The 18,828-nt window shown below is 69.4% G+C and carries 17 protein-coding genes; 8 read left to right on the top strand and 9 right to left on the bottom strand.

Annotated elements, in window-relative coordinates; all coding sequences use genetic code 11:
* Window positions 1-12 precede the first annotated feature (12 nt).
* The 3 genes from AWU67_RS02955 to AWU67_RS02945 form a co-directional block, all read right to left on the bottom strand.
* On the bottom strand, window positions 13-951 hold the full coding sequence (locus AWU67_RS02955) for a carbohydrate ABC transporter permease (protein WP_067226572.1): 939 nt from the start codon (window positions 949-951) through the stop codon (window positions 13-15).
* Window positions 948-1,907, bottom strand: coding sequence for a carbohydrate ABC transporter permease (locus tag AWU67_RS02950; protein ID WP_067226570.1), 960 nt, complete (start codon window positions 1,905-1,907; stop codon window positions 948-950). The genes AWU67_RS02955 and AWU67_RS02950 overlap by 4 nt, the downstream gene beginning before the upstream one ends.
* An 83-nt stretch (window positions 1,908-1,990) precedes the next feature.
* Window positions 1,991-3,319, bottom strand: a complete 1,329-nt coding sequence (locus AWU67_RS02945) for an ABC transporter substrate-binding protein (RefSeq protein WP_067226569.1) — start codon at window positions 3,317-3,319, stop codon at window positions 1,991-1,993.
* Window positions 3,320-3,500: 181 nt separating this feature from the next.
* On the opposite strand from AWU67_RS02945, the gene AWU67_RS17275 reads away from it, so the two are divergent.
* Window positions 3,501-3,644 (top strand): hypothetical protein, encoded by a 144-nt coding sequence (locus AWU67_RS17275; RefSeq protein WP_160329710.1) that lies wholly within the window; start codon window positions 3,501-3,503, stop codon window positions 3,642-3,644.
* 91 nt (window positions 3,645-3,735) lie between these two features.
* Here the strand turns inward: AWU67_RS17275 and AWU67_RS02940 are convergent, their stop codons facing one another.
* Window positions 3,736-4,299: a general stress protein gene (locus AWU67_RS02940; RefSeq protein WP_067226566.1), complete on the bottom strand. Its 564-nt coding sequence runs from the start codon at window positions 4,297-4,299 to the stop codon at window positions 3,736-3,738.
* A 55-nt stretch (window positions 4,300-4,354) separates the two neighbouring features.
* On the opposite strand from AWU67_RS02940, the gene AWU67_RS02935 reads away from it, so the two are divergent.
* The 3 genes from AWU67_RS02935 to AWU67_RS02925 are packed head-to-tail and all read left to right on the top strand — an operon-like array spanning window position 4,355 to window position 7,368.
* Window positions 4,355-5,707 carry a magnesium transporter MgtE N-terminal domain-containing protein gene (locus AWU67_RS02935; protein ID WP_067226564.1) on the top strand — a complete coding sequence of 451 codons (1,353 nt, stop codon included), beginning with the start codon at window positions 4,355-4,357 and terminating at the stop codon, window positions 5,705-5,707.
* A complete protein-coding gene (locus AWU67_RS02930; RefSeq protein WP_067226562.1) occupies window positions 5,694-6,248 on the top strand; it encodes a DUF1003 domain-containing protein in 555 nt (184 codons plus the stop codon). Before AWU67_RS02935 ends, AWU67_RS02930 begins: the two co-directional genes overlap by 14 nt.
* Complete coding sequence (locus tag AWU67_RS02925) at window positions 6,232-7,368, top strand: Mrp/NBP35 family ATP-binding protein (protein WP_067226558.1); 1,137 nt, start codon at window positions 6,232-6,234, stop codon at window positions 7,366-7,368. Before AWU67_RS02930 ends, AWU67_RS02925 begins: the two co-directional genes overlap by 17 nt.
* Before the next feature lie 81 nt (window positions 7,369-7,449).
* Here the strand turns inward: AWU67_RS02925 and AWU67_RS02920 are convergent, their stop codons facing one another.
* The 3 genes from AWU67_RS02920 to AWU67_RS02910 form a co-directional block, all read right to left on the bottom strand.
* On the bottom strand, window positions 7,450-8,394 hold the full coding sequence (locus AWU67_RS02920; RefSeq protein WP_067226555.1) for a DUF1214 domain-containing protein: 945 nt from the start codon (window positions 8,392-8,394) through the stop codon (window positions 7,450-7,452).
* Between the two features lie 107 nt (window positions 8,395-8,501).
* Complete coding sequence (locus AWU67_RS02915) at window positions 8,502-10,043, bottom strand: pyridoxal phosphate-dependent decarboxylase family protein (RefSeq protein WP_067226552.1); 1,542 nt, start codon at window positions 10,041-10,043, stop codon at window positions 8,502-8,504.
* Entirely contained in the window at window positions 10,040-11,410 is a 1,371-nt protein-coding gene (locus tag AWU67_RS02910; protein WP_067226549.1) for an MFS transporter, read from the bottom strand. The genes AWU67_RS02915 and AWU67_RS02910 overlap by 4 nt, the downstream gene beginning before the upstream one ends.
* A 78-nt stretch (window positions 11,411-11,488) precedes the next feature.
* Here AWU67_RS02910 and AWU67_RS02905 point away from each other — a divergent pair, with 78 nt between their 5' ends.
* Window positions 11,489-13,039: a succinic semialdehyde dehydrogenase gene (locus AWU67_RS02905; RefSeq protein ID WP_067226545.1), complete on the top strand. Its 1,551-nt coding sequence runs from the start codon at window positions 11,489-11,491 to the stop codon at window positions 13,037-13,039.
* A 259-nt stretch (window positions 13,040-13,298) separates the two neighbouring features.
* On the opposite strand, the gene AWU67_RS02900 is transcribed toward AWU67_RS02905, so the two are convergent.
* Window positions 13,299-14,630: a M50 family metallopeptidase gene (locus AWU67_RS02900; protein WP_129586614.1), complete on the bottom strand. Its 1,332-nt coding sequence runs from the start codon at window positions 14,628-14,630 to the stop codon at window positions 13,299-13,301.
* A gap of 155 nt (window positions 14,631-14,785) precedes the next feature.
* Between AWU67_RS02900 and AWU67_RS02895 the strand changes: the two genes are divergently transcribed.
* A complete protein-coding gene (locus tag AWU67_RS02895; protein ID WP_067226542.1) occupies window positions 14,786-15,700 on the top strand; it encodes an NAD-dependent epimerase/dehydratase family protein in 915 nt (304 codons plus the stop codon).
* Window positions 15,701-15,743: 43 nt separating this feature from the next.
* Here AWU67_RS02895 and dxr read toward each other — a convergent pair whose 3' ends face one another.
* Window positions 15,744-16,826, bottom strand: a complete 1,083-nt coding sequence (gene dxr / locus AWU67_RS02890; RefSeq protein ID WP_067226538.1) for a 1-deoxy-D-xylulose-5-phosphate reductoisomerase — start codon at window positions 16,824-16,826, stop codon at window positions 15,744-15,746.
* 109 nt (window positions 16,827-16,935) lie between these two features.
* Between dxr and AWU67_RS02885 the strand changes: the two genes are divergently transcribed.
* Both AWU67_RS02885 and AWU67_RS02880 read left to right on the top strand, forming a co-directional pair.
* A complete protein-coding gene (locus AWU67_RS02885) occupies window positions 16,936-17,721 on the top strand; it encodes a lysophospholipid acyltransferase family protein (RefSeq protein WP_067226534.1) in 786 nt (261 codons plus the stop codon).
* 55 nt (window positions 17,722-17,776) lie between these two features.
* Window positions 17,777-18,787 carry a hypothetical protein gene (locus tag AWU67_RS02880; protein WP_129586613.1) on the top strand — a complete coding sequence of 337 codons (1,011 nt, stop codon included), beginning with the start codon at window positions 17,777-17,779 and terminating at the stop codon, window positions 18,785-18,787.
* Window positions 18,788-18,828 lie beyond the last annotated feature (41 nt).

Below are 18,828 nucleotides of genomic sequence, written 5' to 3'. Positions count from 1 at the left end.
GAGACATGCCCATCAACCTTTCACCGCACCGGCAGACAGCCCGCTGACCAGGTAGCGCTGAGCGAAGACCGCGAACAGCAGCGGCGGGAGCGTCGAGAGGAAGGAGGCGGCGGAGATGTCGCCCCAGCGGATTCCCGTGCTGGTGACGAAGTTCGAGGCTCCGAGGGTGACCGGCGTCGCGTTCGACGTCGAGAGCACGAGCGCGAAGAGGTAGTCGTTCCAGCTGAAGATGAAGACCAGCACCGAGACCGCGACGATCGTGGGGGCGAGCATCGGCAGCACGATGCTGGACAGGGTGCGGAACACCCCTGCGCCATCAATCGAGGCCGCCTCCTCCATTTCGAGCGGGATGTCGCGCAGCCCGGAGGCGAGCAGGATGATCGCGAGCGGCAGGTTGAGGAACGTGTTGGCGACGATGAGGCCGAGAATCGTGTCGGACAGGCCCATGTTCGAGAACATGACGAAGAACGGCACGACGAAGAAGATGGCTGGTAGCAGGCGCAGCCCGGACGCGCCGTCGATGATCCACCGGCCGCCGAACCGCATCCGCACGATCGCGTAGGTGCCGGGCACCGCGATCGCGAGGACGAGGAGCACGGTGCCGATCGAGATCATCGCCGAGTTCATGAAGAACCTCGGGAAGTCGTAGCCGGAGGCGTAGAGAACGTTCGCGTAGTGGTCGAGCGTCGGGCTCGTCGGCAGCGCGAGCGGGTTCTTGGCGATCTCACCGTCAGGCTTGAAGCTGACTAGGATCGCGTTGAACAGCGGGGTGTTGATGATGATGGCGATGGCGGCGACGGCCGCCGTGTACAGCCACAGGCTGCGCTTGCCGTGCATCGCGTCGCGCTCGGCCCGCCGTTCGGCCCGCTTGGAGCTGCGCGTCTCGGCGCGCAGCAAGAGTCTGGTGGCGTCGGTGGCGTGATCCGACGTCGTGGGGGTGGCGATGCTCATTTCTTGCCAGCACTTTCGGTCGAGGCGATCCGTTTGACGATTGCCGGGATGAACGGCAGGAGGCAGATCAGCACGACGAGCGATGCCGCTGCGGCCTTCCCGAAATCACCGGCCTCGAACGCGGCCTTGTAGATGTAGATGCTCAGCGTGGTGGTGCTCGTTCCCGGCCCACCCGCTGTCAGCACGTAGATGACGTCGAAGGTTCTGAGGGCGTCGATGGCGCGAAGGAAGAACGCCGCAAACAGAACGGGCTTCAGCACCGGGACGATGATCAGCCAGAGCGAGCGGAAGAATCCGGCCCCGTCCATGGCTGAGGCTTCGAGCAGTTCCTTCGGGAACGATTGCAGTCCCGCGTAGATGATCAGGAACGTGAACGGGGTCCACTGCAGCACGTCCAAGACGATCAGCAGCGGGATGACGCTGTCGGGCGAGAACAGCGAGACGCTCATCCCCATGGTGTCGAGGAGGGCCGGGATCGCGCCGATGTCTCCGTTCAGGAGCAGGCGGAACATGATGCCGAGAAGCGCGGGTGCCACCATGATCGGCAGCAGGATCAGCGTGAAGAAGAGCTTCTTGCCCGGGAAGGCCCGATTCATCAGCAGTGCGAGCCCGAAGCCCAGCACCATCTCGAGGCACACCACGACGGCGGAGAACAGCACGGTGAAGCCGGCGGCCTTCGCGAAGGCTTCGTTCTTGAACAACGCGATGAAGTTGTCGATGCCGTTGAACGCGGCATCCGGGTTCAGCAGGGTCTTGGACTGGAACGCCGTGGCGCCACCAGAGATCAGCGGGTACGCCACGAAGACCAGGGCGAACAGGATGAGCGGCAGGCTCAGCGTCGTCGCGGCAAGCAGGTGCTTGATCCTGGCGGTTCGAGCGGGCGAGGGGGTGGGCGAGGGCGGCGGTGGGCTCGCGGGTGGGGCGGTGGGCGTGCGTCGTGCGGTGGTCTGAGCCACGACTTTCACCTTCTTCTTGTTGGCGACGAGTGGGTCTGCCGGGCGCGGCGATGGCCGCGCCCGGCAGAGGTGAAGCGGCGTGACTACTGGTCGAGCAGTTCCTGCAGGTTGGCGTTGGCCGTGGCGAGCGCCTCGGCGGCCGGGGTCTGGCCGACCCATGCGCCGCTCAGGTCTTCAGCGATCTTGCTGTAGGCCTGGAACGTCTGCGGGAACACGGGAACCGAGTAGCCGCTTGCGATGGTGCTGGAGACCTGGGCGAACGCAGGGTTGATGTCGGTGTTGGCTTCGAGCACTGCGGGCATGGCGGGGATTCCGCCGGCCTCGGCGTAGAGGGTCATGGCCTCGGGGGTGGCCAGGTAGTCCAGCCAGGTCGTGGCCGCAGCCTTGTTCTTGCTGTACTTGTTCAGCGAGACAGAGAGCGCGTGCACGTGCGACTTGCCGCCCGGAACGTTCGCGATGCCGATCTTGCCCGCGACATCCGGCGACTGCGCGGGGTCGTTCAGCGACGCGAAGGCCGCCGACCACTGCAGGGCGAATGCGACGCTGCCGGACTGCAGGGCAGCCTGGGTCTCGGGGAACTCTGCCTGAGCGCTGTCCGGCGATGTCCACTTGTTCGTGTAGATGTCGGCGTACAGTTCGACGGCCTTGGTTGCGGCCTCAGTGTCGAGGGTGGCGGTGCCATCCTCGGCCCAGCCTCCGCCGTAGCCCCAGAGCACGTCATCCCAGATCATCGTGTTGTACAGCAGGTTCTTGGCCTGCAGGATGGTGCCGTACTCGGTCGGGGACGCGGGGTTCTCAGCCTCGGAGAAGTACGCGGCCATCGCCTTGTAGTCCTCGAGGTCCCACTCGTTCGGGTCCTTCGGCTCGCGGGCCTCACCCAGCACGGCGGCGCTGATCCTCGCGTAGTCGGCCCGTGCGGTCTCGTCGGTGAGGAGGTGCTCGATGAGGTCGGTGCGGTAGAGCAGGAAGTGGTTGCTCACATCGAGCGGAAGCGCGTACAGCGAGCCCTCGTAGCTGAGCCCGTCCACGGCAACCTGGAAGTAGTTCGAGGTGTCGATGCCGTCCAGCGGCTCCAGTGAGGGCGAGTACTGGCCCACGTTGTACGACGCGGTCCAGTAGATGTCCATGTCGCTGGACTTCGACGCCATCAGCGCCGTCTCCTTCGAGAAGGTGTCCTGGCGGGAGAGCAGGACCATGTCGACCGTGACACCGTCCTTCTTGCCCTGGCCTGCGTTGTAGGCGTCGACGACCTTGCTCATCGCGTCGCCCTCCGGGCCGGGCCAGGACACCATCTTGATGGTGCCCTTTCCGTCTCCGTCTTCGCCGGCTCCCGCGCCGGCGGCCGAGCATCCGGCCAGCAACGCTGCCGACACGAATACTGCTCCGATTGCGCTGATGCGTCTCTTCAGCATTCTTCCTCCAAAGTGGTCTATACCAGTTGTGTTGAGGAGACTCCCACTGTTCAGTGCACAGTGTCAAGGAAGTGACGAGATCGGTAACATAACTGTTACAACTGGTCCGTACCTGCTGAATTCTTTGGCGCGGAGGCCGGATGCCGAAGAGGGCAGCACTCAGCCCAACCGCTGGTCGAGCATGCACCCGCCGGTCGAGCGCGCCCCGCTGGTTGAGCACGCCCCGCTGGTTGAGCACGCCCCGCCGGTCGAGCGCGCCCCGCCGGTCGAGCGCGCCCCACTGGTCGAGCACGCCCCGCTGGTTGAGCCTGTCGAAACCGAGTAACCCACGCAGGCGCCCAGGCGCCCACTACTGTGCGCCCATGACCAGGCGCGCTGATCGTGCTCCGTGCTCAGCGGTTGTTGGCAGCGCCGTCCTAGGCGGCGGGCGGTGCTGGCGGCGCGGGCGGGGCCGGAGGCGTCTGATCAGCGGCATCCGCCGCCGCAGGCACCGTCTCGCCGCGCAACACGTTGCGTGCCTTGTGCACCAGCTCGCTCGGAGCCTGCACCGTGTAGCTGACGGCGATCAGCTGCATCACCGAGCTGAAGTCGCGGCGCTTGCGCTTGACCGAGTAGCTGACGATGCCAAACAGCATGCCGAACCCGGCACCGATCAGCAGCGCCGCGAAGATCAGGGGCATGCTCGCCCCGCTCGGCGCGAAGATGAACAGGATCAAGCCGAGGAAGATTCCGAGCCAGGCGCCGGATGCCGCGCCGCCGAGCGCCGCGCGGCCGTAGCTCATTTTGCCCGTCACCAGTTCGACGCTCTTCAGGTCGTTGCCGATGATCGCCAGCTGCTTCACCGGGAAGTCGGCGCGCGCGAGGACGTCGACGGCGCGCTGCGCGTCGGCGTAGCTGGCGTAGCTCTCCACAGCCTCTCCCTGGGGCAAAGCCGGGAATCGACCGGCATTGCGGGCGGCGTAGGGGTTCTGGGCACTCATGCAGCCATTCTCCCATGTGGGCCTGAAAACGGTGTGAGTGGCCTAGATTTGAAGGGTGAGTGCCAACAGAGTCTTCGTCGCCCGTCTGGCAGGGTGCACCGTCTTCGACCCCGCGGGCGACCGCGTGGGCAAGGTGCGCGACGTTCTGGTTGTCTACCGCAAATCGGACCCGCCCCGTGTTGTCGGCCTGATCGTGGAAATCCCCGGTCGGCGCCGCGTCTTCATGTCGATCGGCCGCGTGACCAGCATCGGCAGCGGCCAGATCATCACCGACGGGCTCATCAACGTGCGTCGCTTCGAGCAGCGCGGCGGCGAAGTGCGCGTGATCGCCGAGATGCTCGGCCGCAAGGTGAGCTTCGTCGACGGCTCCGGCGAGGCGACCATCGAGGACGTCGCCATCGAGGAGCAGGGCCAGGACCAGAGCGAGTGGGCGATCAGCCAGCTCTTCGTGCGCCGCCCCAAGACGAGCCCCTCCCCCTTCGCCAAGGGCCAGACGGTCTTCGCGAACTGGTCAGACGTGCGCGAGACAGTCACCGCCGGTGAGGCGCAGTCCGCCGAGCACCTCATCGCCACCTTCTCCGAGCTGAACCCGGCCGACCTGGCCTCGACGTTGCTCGACCTGCCCACCGAGCGCATGTTCGAGGTTGCCGGGGAGCTCTCCGACGACCGCCTCGCCGACGTGCTCGAGGAGATGCCGGAGGTCGAGCAGATCGGCATCCTCGCCAGCCTCGGCGATGCCCGTGCTGCCGACGTGCTCGACCACATGCAGCCGGATGACGCGGCCGACCTCATCGCGCAGCTGCCGGAGGGGCGCGGCGAGCAGCTGCTCGATCTGATGGAGCCGGAGGAAGCAGACGACGTGCGCTTCCTGCTCTCCTACGCCCCAGACACCGCCGGCGGCCTGATGACGCCGGAGCCCATCATCGTCTCCGCCGACGCCACCGTCGCAGAGGGCCTGGCGCTGATCCGCCGGCACGACCTCGCGCCGGCGCTCGGCGCCGCGATCTGCGTCACCCTGCCGCCTTACGAGCCGCCGACCGGCCGCTTCCTCGGCATGGTGCACTTCCAGCGGATGCTGCGCTACCCGCCGCACGAGCGCCTCGGCACCCTGCTCGACCAGGGTCTGGAGCCGGTGACGGCGAACACCTCAGCGGCCGAAGTCAGCCGCATCCTGGCCAGCTACGACCTGGTCTCTGTTCCCGTCGTCGACGAGCACCACCGACTTGTCGGGGTGGTGACAATTGACGATGTTCTCGACTATCTTCTGCCAGCCGACTGGCGAAGTCATCCCGACGACGATGACGATATCGCCGCGCGTGCTGCGGCTCGCGCGCAACAGGAGACCGGCAGCATCCCGCTGATCCGGGATGAGACCGCGGGGCGGAGGACCGGCAATGGCACGAGCTAACAAGAGCGACATCCGCCTCGACACACCGCGCGGGCTGCGCGGGCCCGCTATCTCGGCACGCGACAAAGCCGCCAGCCGCGACCGTTTCGGCCGGTTCACCGAGGCGATCGCCCGCGGCATGGGCACGCCGGGCTTCCTGCTCGGGCTGTCGCTGTTCTGCGTCGCCTGGCTCGGTTTCAACACGTGGGGCCCGGAGGAGTGGCGTTTCGACTCCGCGGCGATCGGCTTCACCGCGCTCACCCTGATCCTCTCGCTGCAGGCCTCCTACGCCGCCCCGATGATCCTGCTCGCGCAGAACCGCCAAGACGACCGCGACCGCGTGCAGATCGAGCAGGACCGCCAGCGTGCGGAGCGCAACCTCGCCGACACAGAGTACCTTGCCCGCGAGGTGGTGGCACTGCGCCTGTCCATCTCCGACATGGCGTCGAAGGACTTCATCCGCGCCGAGCTGCGCAGCCTGCTTGAGCAGTTGGACGAGCGGGAGTCGGCGGCGGCGAAGGCCGAGTACGAGAACGGGGCCCCGAGTGTCGGCAAGCCCTAATGCCGGCAACACCGGGGCCGCCAACACGGACCTTCTGCTGCAGGCGCTCGCCCGCGTCATAGACCCCGAGATCCGCCGCCCCATCACCGAGCTCGACATGGTCGGCGAGGTCTCGCTCGACGACGCCGGGCACGCGCACGCCGTCATCAAGCTGACGATCGTCGGCTGCCCGGCCGCCCGTCGCATCGAAGATGACGCCCGCACCGCCCTGGAGGGCGTCGTCGGCCCCGGCAACGCCGAGCTGCGGATGAGCGTCATGAGCGTCGAGGAGCGCAAGGCACTCACCTCGAAGCTGCAGGGAACGGGCAAGCGCGCCATGCCGTTCACGCCCGACTCCCTCACCCGGGTCATCGCCGTCACGAGCGGCAAGGGCGGCGTCGGCAAGTCGACGCTGACCGCGAACCTCGCCGTCGCCCTCGCGGCGCGGGGGCTGCGCGTCGGGCTGCTCGACGCCGACGTGCACGGTTTCTCGATCCCCGGGCTGCTGGGGCTCACGGGGACGAAGCCGACCCGCGTCGGCGAGATGATCCTGCCGCCGGTCGCGTTCGGCGTCAAGGTGATCTCGATCGGCATGTTCCTCGACGATGCCTCTGCCGCCGTCGCCTGGCGCGGCCCGATGCTGCACCGCACCATCAACCAGTTCCTGACCGATGTCTACTTCGGCGACCTCGACGTGCTTCTGCTGGACCTGCCGCCCGGCACCGGCGATGTCGCCATCTCGATCGGCCAGCTGTTACCGCACGCGGAGGTGCTCGTCGTCACCACCCCGCAGCCGGCGGCCGCCGACGTGGCAGAGCGCAGCGGCGTCGTCGCCCGACAGACCGGGCAAAGCGTATTCGGCGTGATCGAGAACATGGCCGGGCTGGCCCAGGCCGACGGCACGGTGCTCGAAGTCTTCGGCTCCGGCGGTGGCGACGAGGTGGCCAGCCGGCTCGACGTGCCGCTGTTGGCCCGCATCCCACTCAGCATCCCGCTGCGCGAGGGCGGCGACATCGGCTCGCCGATCGTGCTGAGCGACCCGGATGACGCGGCCGCCGCAGCCATCTTGGGCGTCGCGGATGCCCTCGCCAGCACGGGCCGCGGCCTGGCCGGTCGGCCGCTGCCGCTCAGCTTCGCCTAGCCTGCGGCCTCTTGGCTCACACTTCCCGGACCAGGGCGTCGTTTGGCCGCAGAGGGACCCACGGCGCCCTGGTCCCGATCTTCAGTGCTGGCTGCTGAGCGTCGGGAAACCCCACTCGCCGTCGAGGATCTCCGCGCGCGGCCGGTACATCCTCACCAGGTAATTCCAGCCGTCCGTGAGCGGCAGCGCGTTCACCGCGCCGGGAGAGGTGTCGCCGAAGCGGACCGTGATGGTGCCGTCGTCGTTCGGCACGCCGGTGATGTTGTTGATCGTGTACGCGCCCTGCTCGTTCGGCTCGAAGTAGCCGCCGGCGTTGTAAACGGAGATGGACCAGAAGCCGTCGACGGGCACCTGGCCGACCGTCAACTCATACTCGCCCACCGGCAGACGCGGGTCGACGCCGATGTAGCTCGCCTCAGCGGAGGGAAGCCCGCCCCAGCCGGCCGCGGTTCCGATGAGGTGGCGGACGGGGTCGACCTCCTCCTTCGAGCCGAACGTGCGGTCGAAGTCGCTCAGATTGCGCGCCAGGGAGAGCAGCGCGGTGCGCGTCTCGTCGAGGCTGGTCGTGTCGTAGTCGGGCATCTCGAAGGGCGCCGTCGCGGTGGCAGCCAACTCGAGCTGGTCCTGCAGTGCCGCGACCGCCACGACATCCGCCGGGTCGGCGGGGTCGACCAGGATGCGCACCGCCACCACGACGTACGGCGTGCCGAACTGCTCCTGGGTGAGCTCGTAGCGGCCGGCGTCGTGGAAGATCGCGTCGACGTAGTGGTGCTCATTGACGACCATGGCGGAGAGGTACCGCTCGCCGTGCTCCGGGATGCTCAGGGTGGCGCCGGCGCTGACGTTGACGACCGCGAAGCTGTACAGCGTGTCGCGGTTCAGTCGGATCACGGTCTGGTTGTCGATCGCGGCTGGCTCGCGATTGTGCTGGAAGCTGTTGACGCCTCCGGCATTGGCTTGGAGGTCCCGCATCATGCGGTGGGTCTCGGCGAGGGCGAAATTGTCTACATTGACGAGAGTGGCCATGGAGCGATCATGGCAGCGCGTGCTCGCCAGCGCTAGAGCCACGGTGTACCTGCCGTCTACCGGGCGCGCACAGCGAGTGCGCACGCGCCCGGCGCGGGCGATGCCGGCTAGGCCGGCTCGACCAGGCGGGCGATCAGCTCGGTGAGCAGCGGCTCGGCCACGGCCGGCGGCAGCGCCTCGACCAGCGCGAGGAACGGCGCGAGCCGCTCGGGCAGGGCCGCGGAGCCCGTGCCGGCTGCTCCGGCATCCGGGGCCAGCCCGATCGCCTGCAGCAGCCCGTAGGCGGCATCCGCGTCGAGTTCCGGGGGCAGCGCTCCGCCGAACGCCCCGCCGAGCGAGGCGAGCAGCGGCGTGACGTCGACGGCGGGAACGCCGCGCACCTCGTCCGCGGCCGCCACGAGGGCGGCAGTCAGCTCGGGCAGCCGGGATTCCGTCACCGGCGTGACCGTCAGGTGCGCCGTGGCGGGCAGCCGGCTGCCGTCGCTGTGCGTGAAGCCCGGCTGCAACTGCAGCTGCCAGCCATGTGCGCGCGCCTGATCGGCCCAGTGGTGCGGGTCGACGCGGCGCTCCGGCTCGACGGAGTCGTCCACGGCGACAGCGATCGCCGGACCGGTGGGCTTCCCGACAACCCGGAGGCCCTCGATGCCGTTGATCGTGGCTGTCAGGGCCGCCGTCGCCCGCGCGCAGCTCGCGGTCAGCTCGGCGAAGCCGCTCGTGCCGAGGCTCTGCGTGATCGCCCACGCGGCGGCGAGCGCCGCCGCCGACTTCGAGCCGAGCAGGGTCGAGTTCACCACCGGGTAGCCGGGCCAGCCGGTGGTCGCGAAGTACTGCTGGCGCTGCCGGTCGCGGCCGCGCTGCAGCAGCACGGAGGCACCCTTCGGCGCGTAGCCGTACTTGTGCAGGTCGGCGGAGAGACTGGTGACGCCGGGCAGCTGCAAGTCCCAGCCGGCCGCGTCCAGGCCCGGCCACCAGGGCAGCACGAAACCGCCGAAGCAGGCATCCACATGGCAGCTGACGCCCGCCGCCGCCGCCAGGGCCGACACTTCCCTGATCGGGTCAATGACCCCGTGCGGATAGGCGGGTGCGCTCAGCACGACGAGCGCCACATCGTCGGCATCCGCCAACAGCGCGGCGAAGTCCTCGGCGCGGGGCAGGCCGGATGCCGGGTCCACCGGAACCAGCTCGAGCCGCAGCCCGAAGTAGTCGGCCGCTTTGTGGAAGGCGGCGTGCACGGTGCTGGGTGCGAGGATGCGGGGAACGCGTGTGCCCGGCTCGACCCCGCCCGCACGCGCGCGGCGCGCGGCATCCACCCGCCACAGCTCGCGTGCCGTCTTGACGGCCAGCAGGCAGCTCTCGGTGCCTCCGCTCGTGACGGTACCCACCACCTGCTCGTCGCCGTGGAACACCTCGCGGGCGAAGCCGATGACCTCGCGCTCCATCACCGCGACGGAGGTGAAGGTGGTCGGGTCCAGGGCGTTCACCGGCTGCACGGCGCGGATCGCGGACGCGGCGAGGTCGTCCAGCTCGGCCAGGCCGGAGTCGTAGACGTAAGAGAGCACCCGGCCGCCGTGGGTCGGGGCGTCGCCCTGCCGGAGCGTGCCCAGCCGGGCCAGCACGTCTGCCGGGTTCTGTTCGAATCGCGCGCTCACACGAGCACCTTCCTGTCGATGTCGGATTTGCGGAGGGTGTAGCGCCGCAGGCTCAGCAGGCTGACCGCGATGAGGGCGGCAGGCAGGGCGCTGAAGCTCAGCACGATACCCATCACCGCGGCGTCGCTCTGCGCGACGGCCGTCGCACCGACGCTCTCGATGTAGCCGGTGGCGGCGAGCATCAGGGTCAGCGCGGTGGCGCCGAGGGCCATGCCGGTGGTCTCGCCCGCCGTCCAGACGCCACTGAAGGTGCCGGCCTGGCCGTCACCGTGCTCGGCGGCGTCGTGCGAGATGACGTCGGGCAGCATCGCCATCGGCAGCGACTGCATGCCCGCATAGCCGGCGCCGGCAAGGGCGACGGGCAGGTACACCCACGCCCCCGGTGCCCACAGCATCGCGGTGAGCGAGAGCGCGGCCACGCCGAACAGCACGCTGGCCAGCACGAAGCCGCGTTCCTTGCCCACGCGCCGGGCGATCACACCCCAGAGCGGTGCGCAGAACAGCGCAGGGGCGATCAGCGCAACGAACAACAGTTCGAGTGCGGCCTCCGAGTGCAGCACCCAGACGGCGACGTAGTTGGCGCCGGCCAGCATGACGCCGGTCGCGAGCCCCTGCAGCATGAACGTGAGCAGCAGGGCGCGGAACGGCTGCGAGCGACGCAGCACGGCCAGCCCCGCCCTGTAGTGCTCGCGGATGCCGACGCCGGAGTGCTCGCCTGAAGCGGCCGCGGGCGCCCCGACGCCCCGCGGCGCGACGCGGGAGGCCAGCAGCATCCCGCCCCCGATCACCACGCCGGCGACGACGGCCATGATCAGGTAGCCGAGGTACTCGTTCTCGCCGCCCAGACGGCGCAGCATCGGGCCGCCGGCGCCGAACAGCAGAATCGCGGCGGTCAGCACCACGACCCGCCAGGTGAGCAGCCGGGTGCGCTGGTCGTAGCCGTCGGCGAGCTCGGCCGGCAGCGCGATGTAGGGCACCTGGAAGAGGCTGAACGCCGTGGCCGTGAGCACGAACGCGACGAGCACCCAGAGGCCGGATGCCGCGGGCTCCAGCCCGGCCGGCACGGCGAACGTGAGCACGAAGAACACGGGCAGCAGCAGGGCGCCAGCCCGCATGAAACCGCGCCGGGAGCCGTGGCGGGCCAGCGCCCGGTCGCTCCGGGCACCGATGACCGGGTCGATCAGCACGTCCCAGATCTTGGCCACCGTCACCAGCGCCCCGGCCAGCAGGGCGGTCACGCCGAGGGTGTCGGTCAGGTAGAACACCAGGACGAGCCCGGGCAAGGTGGCGAAGCCGCCGGTGCCGAGGGATCCCAGGGCATAGCCGACGATTGTCTTACGAGAGAGTGCACGCTCCGTTGCGGTCATCCCGGCAGTGTATCGAGCCGCAAACCAGAACTGGGTCAACTGACCTAATTCTGCGGTCGCTGACCTAGAATGGCGCTCATGTCTGCCTCTCCGCTGCACCCGACGTTCATCGCCGAACTCGACCGCGACCTGGTCGCCACCTCCGGCACCACCCGCGTCGTGCACGCGCCGTTCACCGGCGAGCCGCTGCACGAGCTGCCGCACAGCACCCCCTCCGACGTTGCTGATTCCTTCGCCCGGGCCCGGATGGCGCAACTCGCCTGGGCCAGGGCCGGTTTCGCGCACCGCCGCGCCGTGCTGCTGCAGGCCCACGACAACCTGCTGGAGCGCCGCGAGATGCTGCTCGACGTGCTGCAGGCCGAGACGGGCAAGACCCGCGGCCAGGCGTTCGAGGAGCTGTTCCAGACACTCAGCGTCACCCGCTACAACGCCCTCGCCGCACGGCCGACGTTGCGCGGAGGGCGCCGCCGCGGCGGCATCCCCACCGTCGTCGCCACCCGCGTCGCCTACAAGCCCAAGGGCATTGCCGGCGTCATCACGCCCTGGAACTACCCGCTCAGCCTCGCCGCCATGGACGTCGTGCCCGCCCTCGCCGCCGGCTGCGGCGTCGTGCAGAAGGCCGACGACCAGGGCGCCCTCAGCGTGCTCGCCCTCCGTCAGGCCTTCATCGACGCTGGAGTGCCGCGCGCGCTCTGGGCCGTCGTCGCCGGCGACGGCGCCGAGATCGGCGGCGCGGTCACCGACCGGGCCGACTACATCTGCTTCACCGGTTCCACGGCGACCGGCCGCGGGGTGGCCGAGAAGGCCGGCCGGCGCCTGGTCGGCGCCTCGCTCGAGCTGGGCGGCAAGAACCCGCTGATCGTGTTGGACGACGTCGACCCCGAGAAGGCGGCAGCGGATGCCGCATACGCTTGCTTCTCGTCGATGGGCCAGCTCTGTGTCTCGATCGAGCGGATCTACGTCGAGCGCGGCGTGGCCGAGCCCTTCATCGCCGCCCTCGCCGCCCGCGTCGGCAGCCTCGTGCAAGGCGCCAACTACGACTTCGGCAGCGACGTCGGCTCGCTCACCACGCCGGCCCAGCTACTGCGGGTGCAGGAGCATGTGGCGGATGCCGTGGCCAAGGGCGCAACGGTCATCGCCGGCGGCAACGCCCGCCCCGAGCTCGGCCCGCTGTTCTTCGAGCCGACCGTGCTCACCGGCGTGACCGGCGAGATGGCCTGCTTCGCGGGCGAGACGTTCGGCCCCGTCGTGTCGGTCACCATCGTGGACAGCGAGGAGGAGGCCATCTTGGCCGCCAACGCGAGCGAATACGGTCTGAACGCCTCGGTGTTCAGCGGCTCGACGGCGCGCGGGCTCCGCCTGGCGCGGGCGATCGACGCCGGAAGTGTCAACGTGAACGAGGGCTACCGGGCCAGCTTCAGCTCGATCGATGCCCCGATGGGCGGCGTCAAGCAGTCCGGCGTCGGGCGGCGCAACGGCCGTGAGGGCCTGCTGCGCTTCGTCGAGCCGGTCACCATCTCACACGCCACGGGCCTCGTGCAGCTGCCGCGCACCGGCGCCGAGTTCGCCGCGCTCGGCGGCGTGATGCTGGTGATGGCCGCCGTGCTGAAGGGCATCCGCCGCCGCTAGCCCGCGACCCCCTGGCGGCGTCGCCCGCTCCCCTGCTGGCGGGTATTGCTCTCTCCCGCTGGCTTGAGGGTGTTGCTCTCTCCCGCTGGCTTGAGGGAGCGCCAGCGACCGAAGCCCCGAGCGACTCAGCGGCCACACGCGTCCGCACCCGGCGTGACTCGATCGCGCCGCGCGCTCGGCTACGGTCGCGGCCTCGTTGCTCGGCTGCGCCCTCGAGCCAGCGTGGGGGCTTTCGCCGCGGCGGTTTGCCTGGCTGCCGTTATCCGAAGAGGTTGATCGGCTTCACGATGTCGGCGTAGACGAGCAGCACGCTCATGCCGCCGAGGATGATCACGACGGCCATGGTGAGCGGCATCAGCCTGGCCGTGTCGACGGGGCCCGGGTCTGGCTTGCGGAACAGCTTCGCGAAGCCGCGCCGGATTGCCTCCCAGAGCGCGCCGGCGATGTGCCCGCCGTCCAGAGGCATCAGCGGCACCAGGTTGAACACGAACAACGCGATGTTCAGTGAGCCGAGCAGGCCAAGCAGGCTGGCCACCTTGCTCTCGACGGTGATGGAGTCCAGCGCGGCGATCTCTCCGGCCACCCGGCCGACGCCGACGACGCTGATCGGGCCGTTCGGGTCGCGCGCCTCCGTGCCGAACGCCGCCTGCGCGACGTCCACCATGCGCTGCGGCAGGTTGACGATGATCTTCGCGACCCCGGCGACGTTGTCGCCGACCGCGGGCAGCACGGCCGTCGCCGGCTGCGGCACAAGCTCGCTGGCCGGTCCGATTCCGGCGAAGCCCACATCAGTGGTGACCGGCTTGCCTGCGGCATCCGTCACGGCCTTGCCGGCCGCGTCGAACACGGGGCGCTCGGTGAGCAGCGGGGTGAGGGTGAGAGTCTTCTCGACGCCGGCGCGCTCGACCACGACGACGAGCCCCCTGCCCGCCGAGGCGCGGATCGTGTCGGTGGACTCCTGCCAGCTGGTGACCGGGGTGCCGTCGATGCTGACGAGGCGGTCGCCGGGCAGGATGCCGGCCTCGGCGCCCGGCGCGGCCGGGTCGCTCGGGGCACACTCCTGGCTGGTCGATCCCGCTGTCTGCACGCAGGCGGAGACGCTGCCGATCGTGGTGCTGGCCTGGGCCGTACCGAAGCCCATCAGCAGGATGGCGAACAGCACGACGGCGATGAGCAGGTTCATGAACGGGCCGCCGAACATGATGATGATGCGCTTCCAGACGGGAAGCAGGTAGAAGGCGCGGTGCTCCTCGCCCTCCCCGATCGTCTCGGCACTGGCGGAGCGGGCGTCGGTGGCCATGCTGCTGAGGAAGCCCGTGTTGGCGCTGCGCGCTTCTCCGCCGGCCTTGGCCGGCGGGAACATGCCGATCATCGAGATGTAGCCGCCGAACGGGATCGCCTTGACGCCGTACTCGGTCTCGCCCTTGCGCTTGGACCAGATCGTGGGCCCGAACCCGATCATGTACTGGGTGACCTTGACGCCGAAGAGTTTGGCTGGCACCAGGTGCCCGACCTCGTGCAGCGCGATCGACACGGCGAGGCCGATCGCCAGAATGACGACGCCTAGAACGAAGAGAAGCACGGAATCCACGTCGACAGCGTAGCCCGCCCTCGCTGCGAGCCCGCTGATCTTGGGCTGATCGGGCGCTGTGGCTCCCCCACTCCAATTCGCGGACGGGGGCTGTGCCCGGCGGCCCACTGTGCTTTGATGTCCCTGCCGCCGCCCGACGGCAGGGAGGGATCTCGATGTCGCGTCAGTTGGTCGTCGGAGCAGGTCTCATCGGAGGCGGCCTCGCGCGCAGCCTCGTGGCACGTGGCGACGAGGTCGTCGTCGCCACCCGCAGCGGCACCGAGGTGCCGGGGGCGCATGCCCTCGCCCTCGACGCGGCGGACGCCGAGGCGTTCGCGGATGCGGCGGCCGGCGCGGAGACGATCTTCCTCTGCACGAACCCGCCGTACACGCACTGGCCGACGGACTGGCCGCCCGTCTTCGCCGCGGCGATCGAGGCGGCTGCGCAGAGCGGCGCCGGCCTCGTGATCATGAGCAACCTCTACGGCTACGGGCCGCCGGAGGGTCCGATGACGGAGCAGTCGCCGGAGCTCAGCACCGAGACGAAAGGGCTCGTGCGCCTGGCTGGTTGGCATGCGGCACTTGCCGCGCACAAGCGCGGCGACATCCGGGCCGTGGAGGTGCGCGCCAGCGACTACTTCGGGCCGGGCTCCACCGGCACCGCGCATCTCGGTGAGAACTTCTTCCACGCGGCCCTGCACTCGAAGAAGGCCATGGTCGTCGGCGACCCGGCGCTCCCGCACAGTTGGAGCTACCTGCCCGACATCGTGTCAACGCTCATCGCGGCCGCCGATCACGACGGTGTCTGGGGGCGCGCTTGGCATGTACCGAGCGGCGCCGCCCGCCCCCGCACGACGATCATGGAGCAGCTGAACGCCCACTACGGCGGCCACGGCCGTGTTGCGGGGTACCCGCACTGGCAGCTGCGCGCCCTCGCGGCGGTGAACCCGATGATGCGGGAGGTCGAGGCATCCAGCTACCAGTTCCGGATGCCGTTCGTCATCGATTCCACCGAGACGGAGCGCCTGCTCGGGGTGACCGCGACGCCGTGGCTGGCGGCCCTGACCACGACGGCCGACTCCTACCGCTAACCCCGGCATCCCTCAACGGAGCGTGGGCCGCGAACGGGGGCTGCTAGTGCGCGGCGATGAGCTTGTCCGCGCTCGCGCGGGCCCAGCGCTCGGCCTCGGCCAGCGACTCCCGGGTGAGCGTGCCGTCCGTCTCGTGCGCGTCGACGACCCGCCGCACCGTGTCGACGATGTCGGTGAAGCCGATCGCGCCGGCGTGGAAGGCGTGCACAGCCTGCTCGTTGGCCGCGTTGAAGACGGCCGGGTAGCTCGAGCCGGCGCGGCCCACGTGCTTGGCCAGGGCGACGGCGGGGAATACGGCGTCGTCCAACGGCTCGAACGTCCAGTTCTGCGCGGTCGTCCAGTCCAGCGGCCGGCCGACGCCGCCGACCCGGTTCGGCCAGTCCAGCCCGAGCGAGATCGGCAGTTTCATGTCGGGCGGGGAGGCTTGGGCGATCGTGGAGCCGTCGACGAACTCCACCATGGAGTGCACGATCGACTGCGGGTGCACGACGACGTCGATGCGCTCGTAGGGCACGTCGAAGAGCAGGTGCGCCTCGATCACCTCGAGGCCCTTGTTGACGAGGGTCGCCGAGTTCGTCGTCACGACGAGCCCCATGTCCCAGGTCGGGTGGGCGAGCGCCTCTGCGGGCGTCACGCCGGCCAGGGATTCCCTGCTGCGGCCGCGAAAGGGGCCACCGGATGCCGTGACGACGAGCCGGCGCACCTCGGATGCCGAGCCGGAGCGCAACGCCTGGGCGATGGCCGAGTGCTCAGAGTCGACGGGCACGATCTGGCCAGGCGCGGCAATGCCCGTCACCAGCTCGCCGCCGACGATGAGCGACTCCTTGTTGGCCAACGCCAGCGTGCGCCCGGTCTCCAGCGCGGCCAGCGTCGGGCCGAGGCCGACCGAGCCGGTGATTCCGTTCAGCACGACGTCGGCCTCGATGCCGCGCACGAGTTCCTCGGCATCCACCGCGCCCAGCGCCGTGTCGTCGACGAAGAACTCCTCGGCCTGCGCCGCCAGCATCTCGGCATTGCGGCCGGCCGCGAGCCCGACCACCTCGAAACGGTCGGGGTTTGCCCGAATGACGTCGAGGGCCTGCGTTCCGATGGAACCTGTCGAACCGAGAATGATCACCTTGCGCACTCCCTCAGCCTACGATGCGGGCGGCCGACATGGGCAGAACCGGCCGCACTGTGGAGAAGCTCCAAAATGAATGCCGACAGCGGCATATAAATACGCGTACTGTCATCGAGTGACCGAAGCAGCCGAAGCACCCACAGGCAACACCGAAGACGAGGGCAACGAAGCCCCGACAAAGAAGCCCGGTGCCGTCTACTACCTCGGTCGTACGCTCATCTCCGGGGTGGCCAAGACGGTGTTCCGCCCGACCATCACCGGCCGCGAGAACGTTCCCAAGACAGGGCCCGTCATCCTCGCCAGCAACCACCTGTCTTTCATCGACAGCATCGTGATCCCGATCTCGGCGCCGCGCCCCGTGCAGTTCCTGGCCAAGTCGACCTACTTCACCGGCACGGGCTTCAAGGGCTGGGTGTCGCGCAACTTCTTCACCGCGATCGGGGCCGTCGGCGTCGAGCGCGGCGCGGGCCAGGCCGCGCAGGACGCCCTCGACCAGGGCAAGCGCATCCTCGATGGCGGCAACGCCTTCGCCCTCTACCCTGAGGGCACCCGCTCCCTCGACGGCCGGCTCTACCGCGGCCGCACCGGCATCGCCTGGTTGGCGCTGACCACCGGCGCCACCGTCGTGCCCGTCGGCCTGATCGGCACCCAGGAGATCCAGCCGGTCGGCACCACGATGCCCCGCGTGCGCAAGGTCACGGTCAAGTTCGGCGAGCCCATCGATGTCTCGCACTACGGCCCAGCCACCTCGGGCAAGGCGCGCCGCCAGGCCACCGACGAGATCATGGCCGCCATCCACGCGCTCACCGGTCAGGAACTCGCGGGCAGCTACAACGAGGCGCCGCCGTCGGGCACCCTGCACCGCATCGCCGACAAGGTGTTCCCGCGCGAGCGAATCTAGGCACGCCCGCCGCAACTCAGCCGATCCGGAGACCTAGCGGTTAGGGTCGAGCCCGATGACTTCTCGCCGACACCCCCGCCACCCCGCATCGTCTGGGCGCCGGATGCCACGCATCGGCGTGCTGCTGATCGCGCTGTTGACCACACTCGTGCTGGGCGGAACGGGCACGATCACCGCCCAGGCCCTTGCCGCGCAACCCGCGGCTGCCCCGGCGATCGGCGCCGGCATCGTTCCGCCCGTCTCGGCCATGGCCGAGAGCTTCGTGCCGACCGTGTACGGCGATTTCGACCCCGGTTTCATCATCAGCGACGCGAACTTCTACGACAGCGGCTCGATGACCGAGGCCGAGATCCAGCTCTTCCTCGAGCAGCAGGAGTGCATCCCCCAGGACGGCGTGGCCTGTCTGGCCGATTACCGGCAGAACACCACCTCGCAGCCGGCCGAGGGCGGCCAGCACTGTTCCGCCTATGCAGGGGCCCGCTCCGAGCCGGCGAGCCGGATCATCGCCAAGGTCGCCACGGCGTGCGGCATCAGCCCCCGCACGCTCCTGGTGTTGCTGCAGAAGGAGCAGTCGCTGCTCACCCGACCGAGCGAGCACGGCTACACGCGGGCGATGGGCTACGGCTGCCCAGACACCGCCGACTGCGACACCGAGTACTTCGGTTTCTTCAACCAGGTCTACAACGCGGCCTGGCAGATGCGGCAGTACACCGAGCAGCCGGACCGCCAGTACAAGATCGGCACCGTCGAGGTGGGCTTCCACCCGGATGCCGCCTGCGGCTCCTCCTCCGTGCGCATCGAGAACCAGGCCACCGCGAACCTCTACAACTACACGCCGTACCAGCCGAACGCGGCCGCGACCGGCGACCTTGCCGGAGAAGGTGACGCCTGCTCCACCCACGGCAACCTCAACTTCTGGTTGCTCTACTCGAAGTGGTTCGGCGATCCGCAGACCGTGCCGTTCCCGGCGTTCTTCGGCGCCTGCGCCAACCTGGTCGGCGGCCACGGTTGCGGCGTTCCGCGCTGGCCGCTCGCCCCGCTGCCCGCCGCTTTCACCGCGAAGTAGCCGAGCCCCGCGCGAGTTTTCGACAAGCTCACCCAGCGGGA

The organism is Microterricola viridarii (assembly GCF_001542775.1).
Classification (GTDB): Bacteria; Actinomycetota; Actinomycetes; order Actinomycetales; family Microbacteriaceae; genus Microterricola; species Microterricola viridarii_A.
Note: the sequence above shows the minus strand (reverse complement) of the source record. Positions and strands in the feature narration are given on the sequence as shown.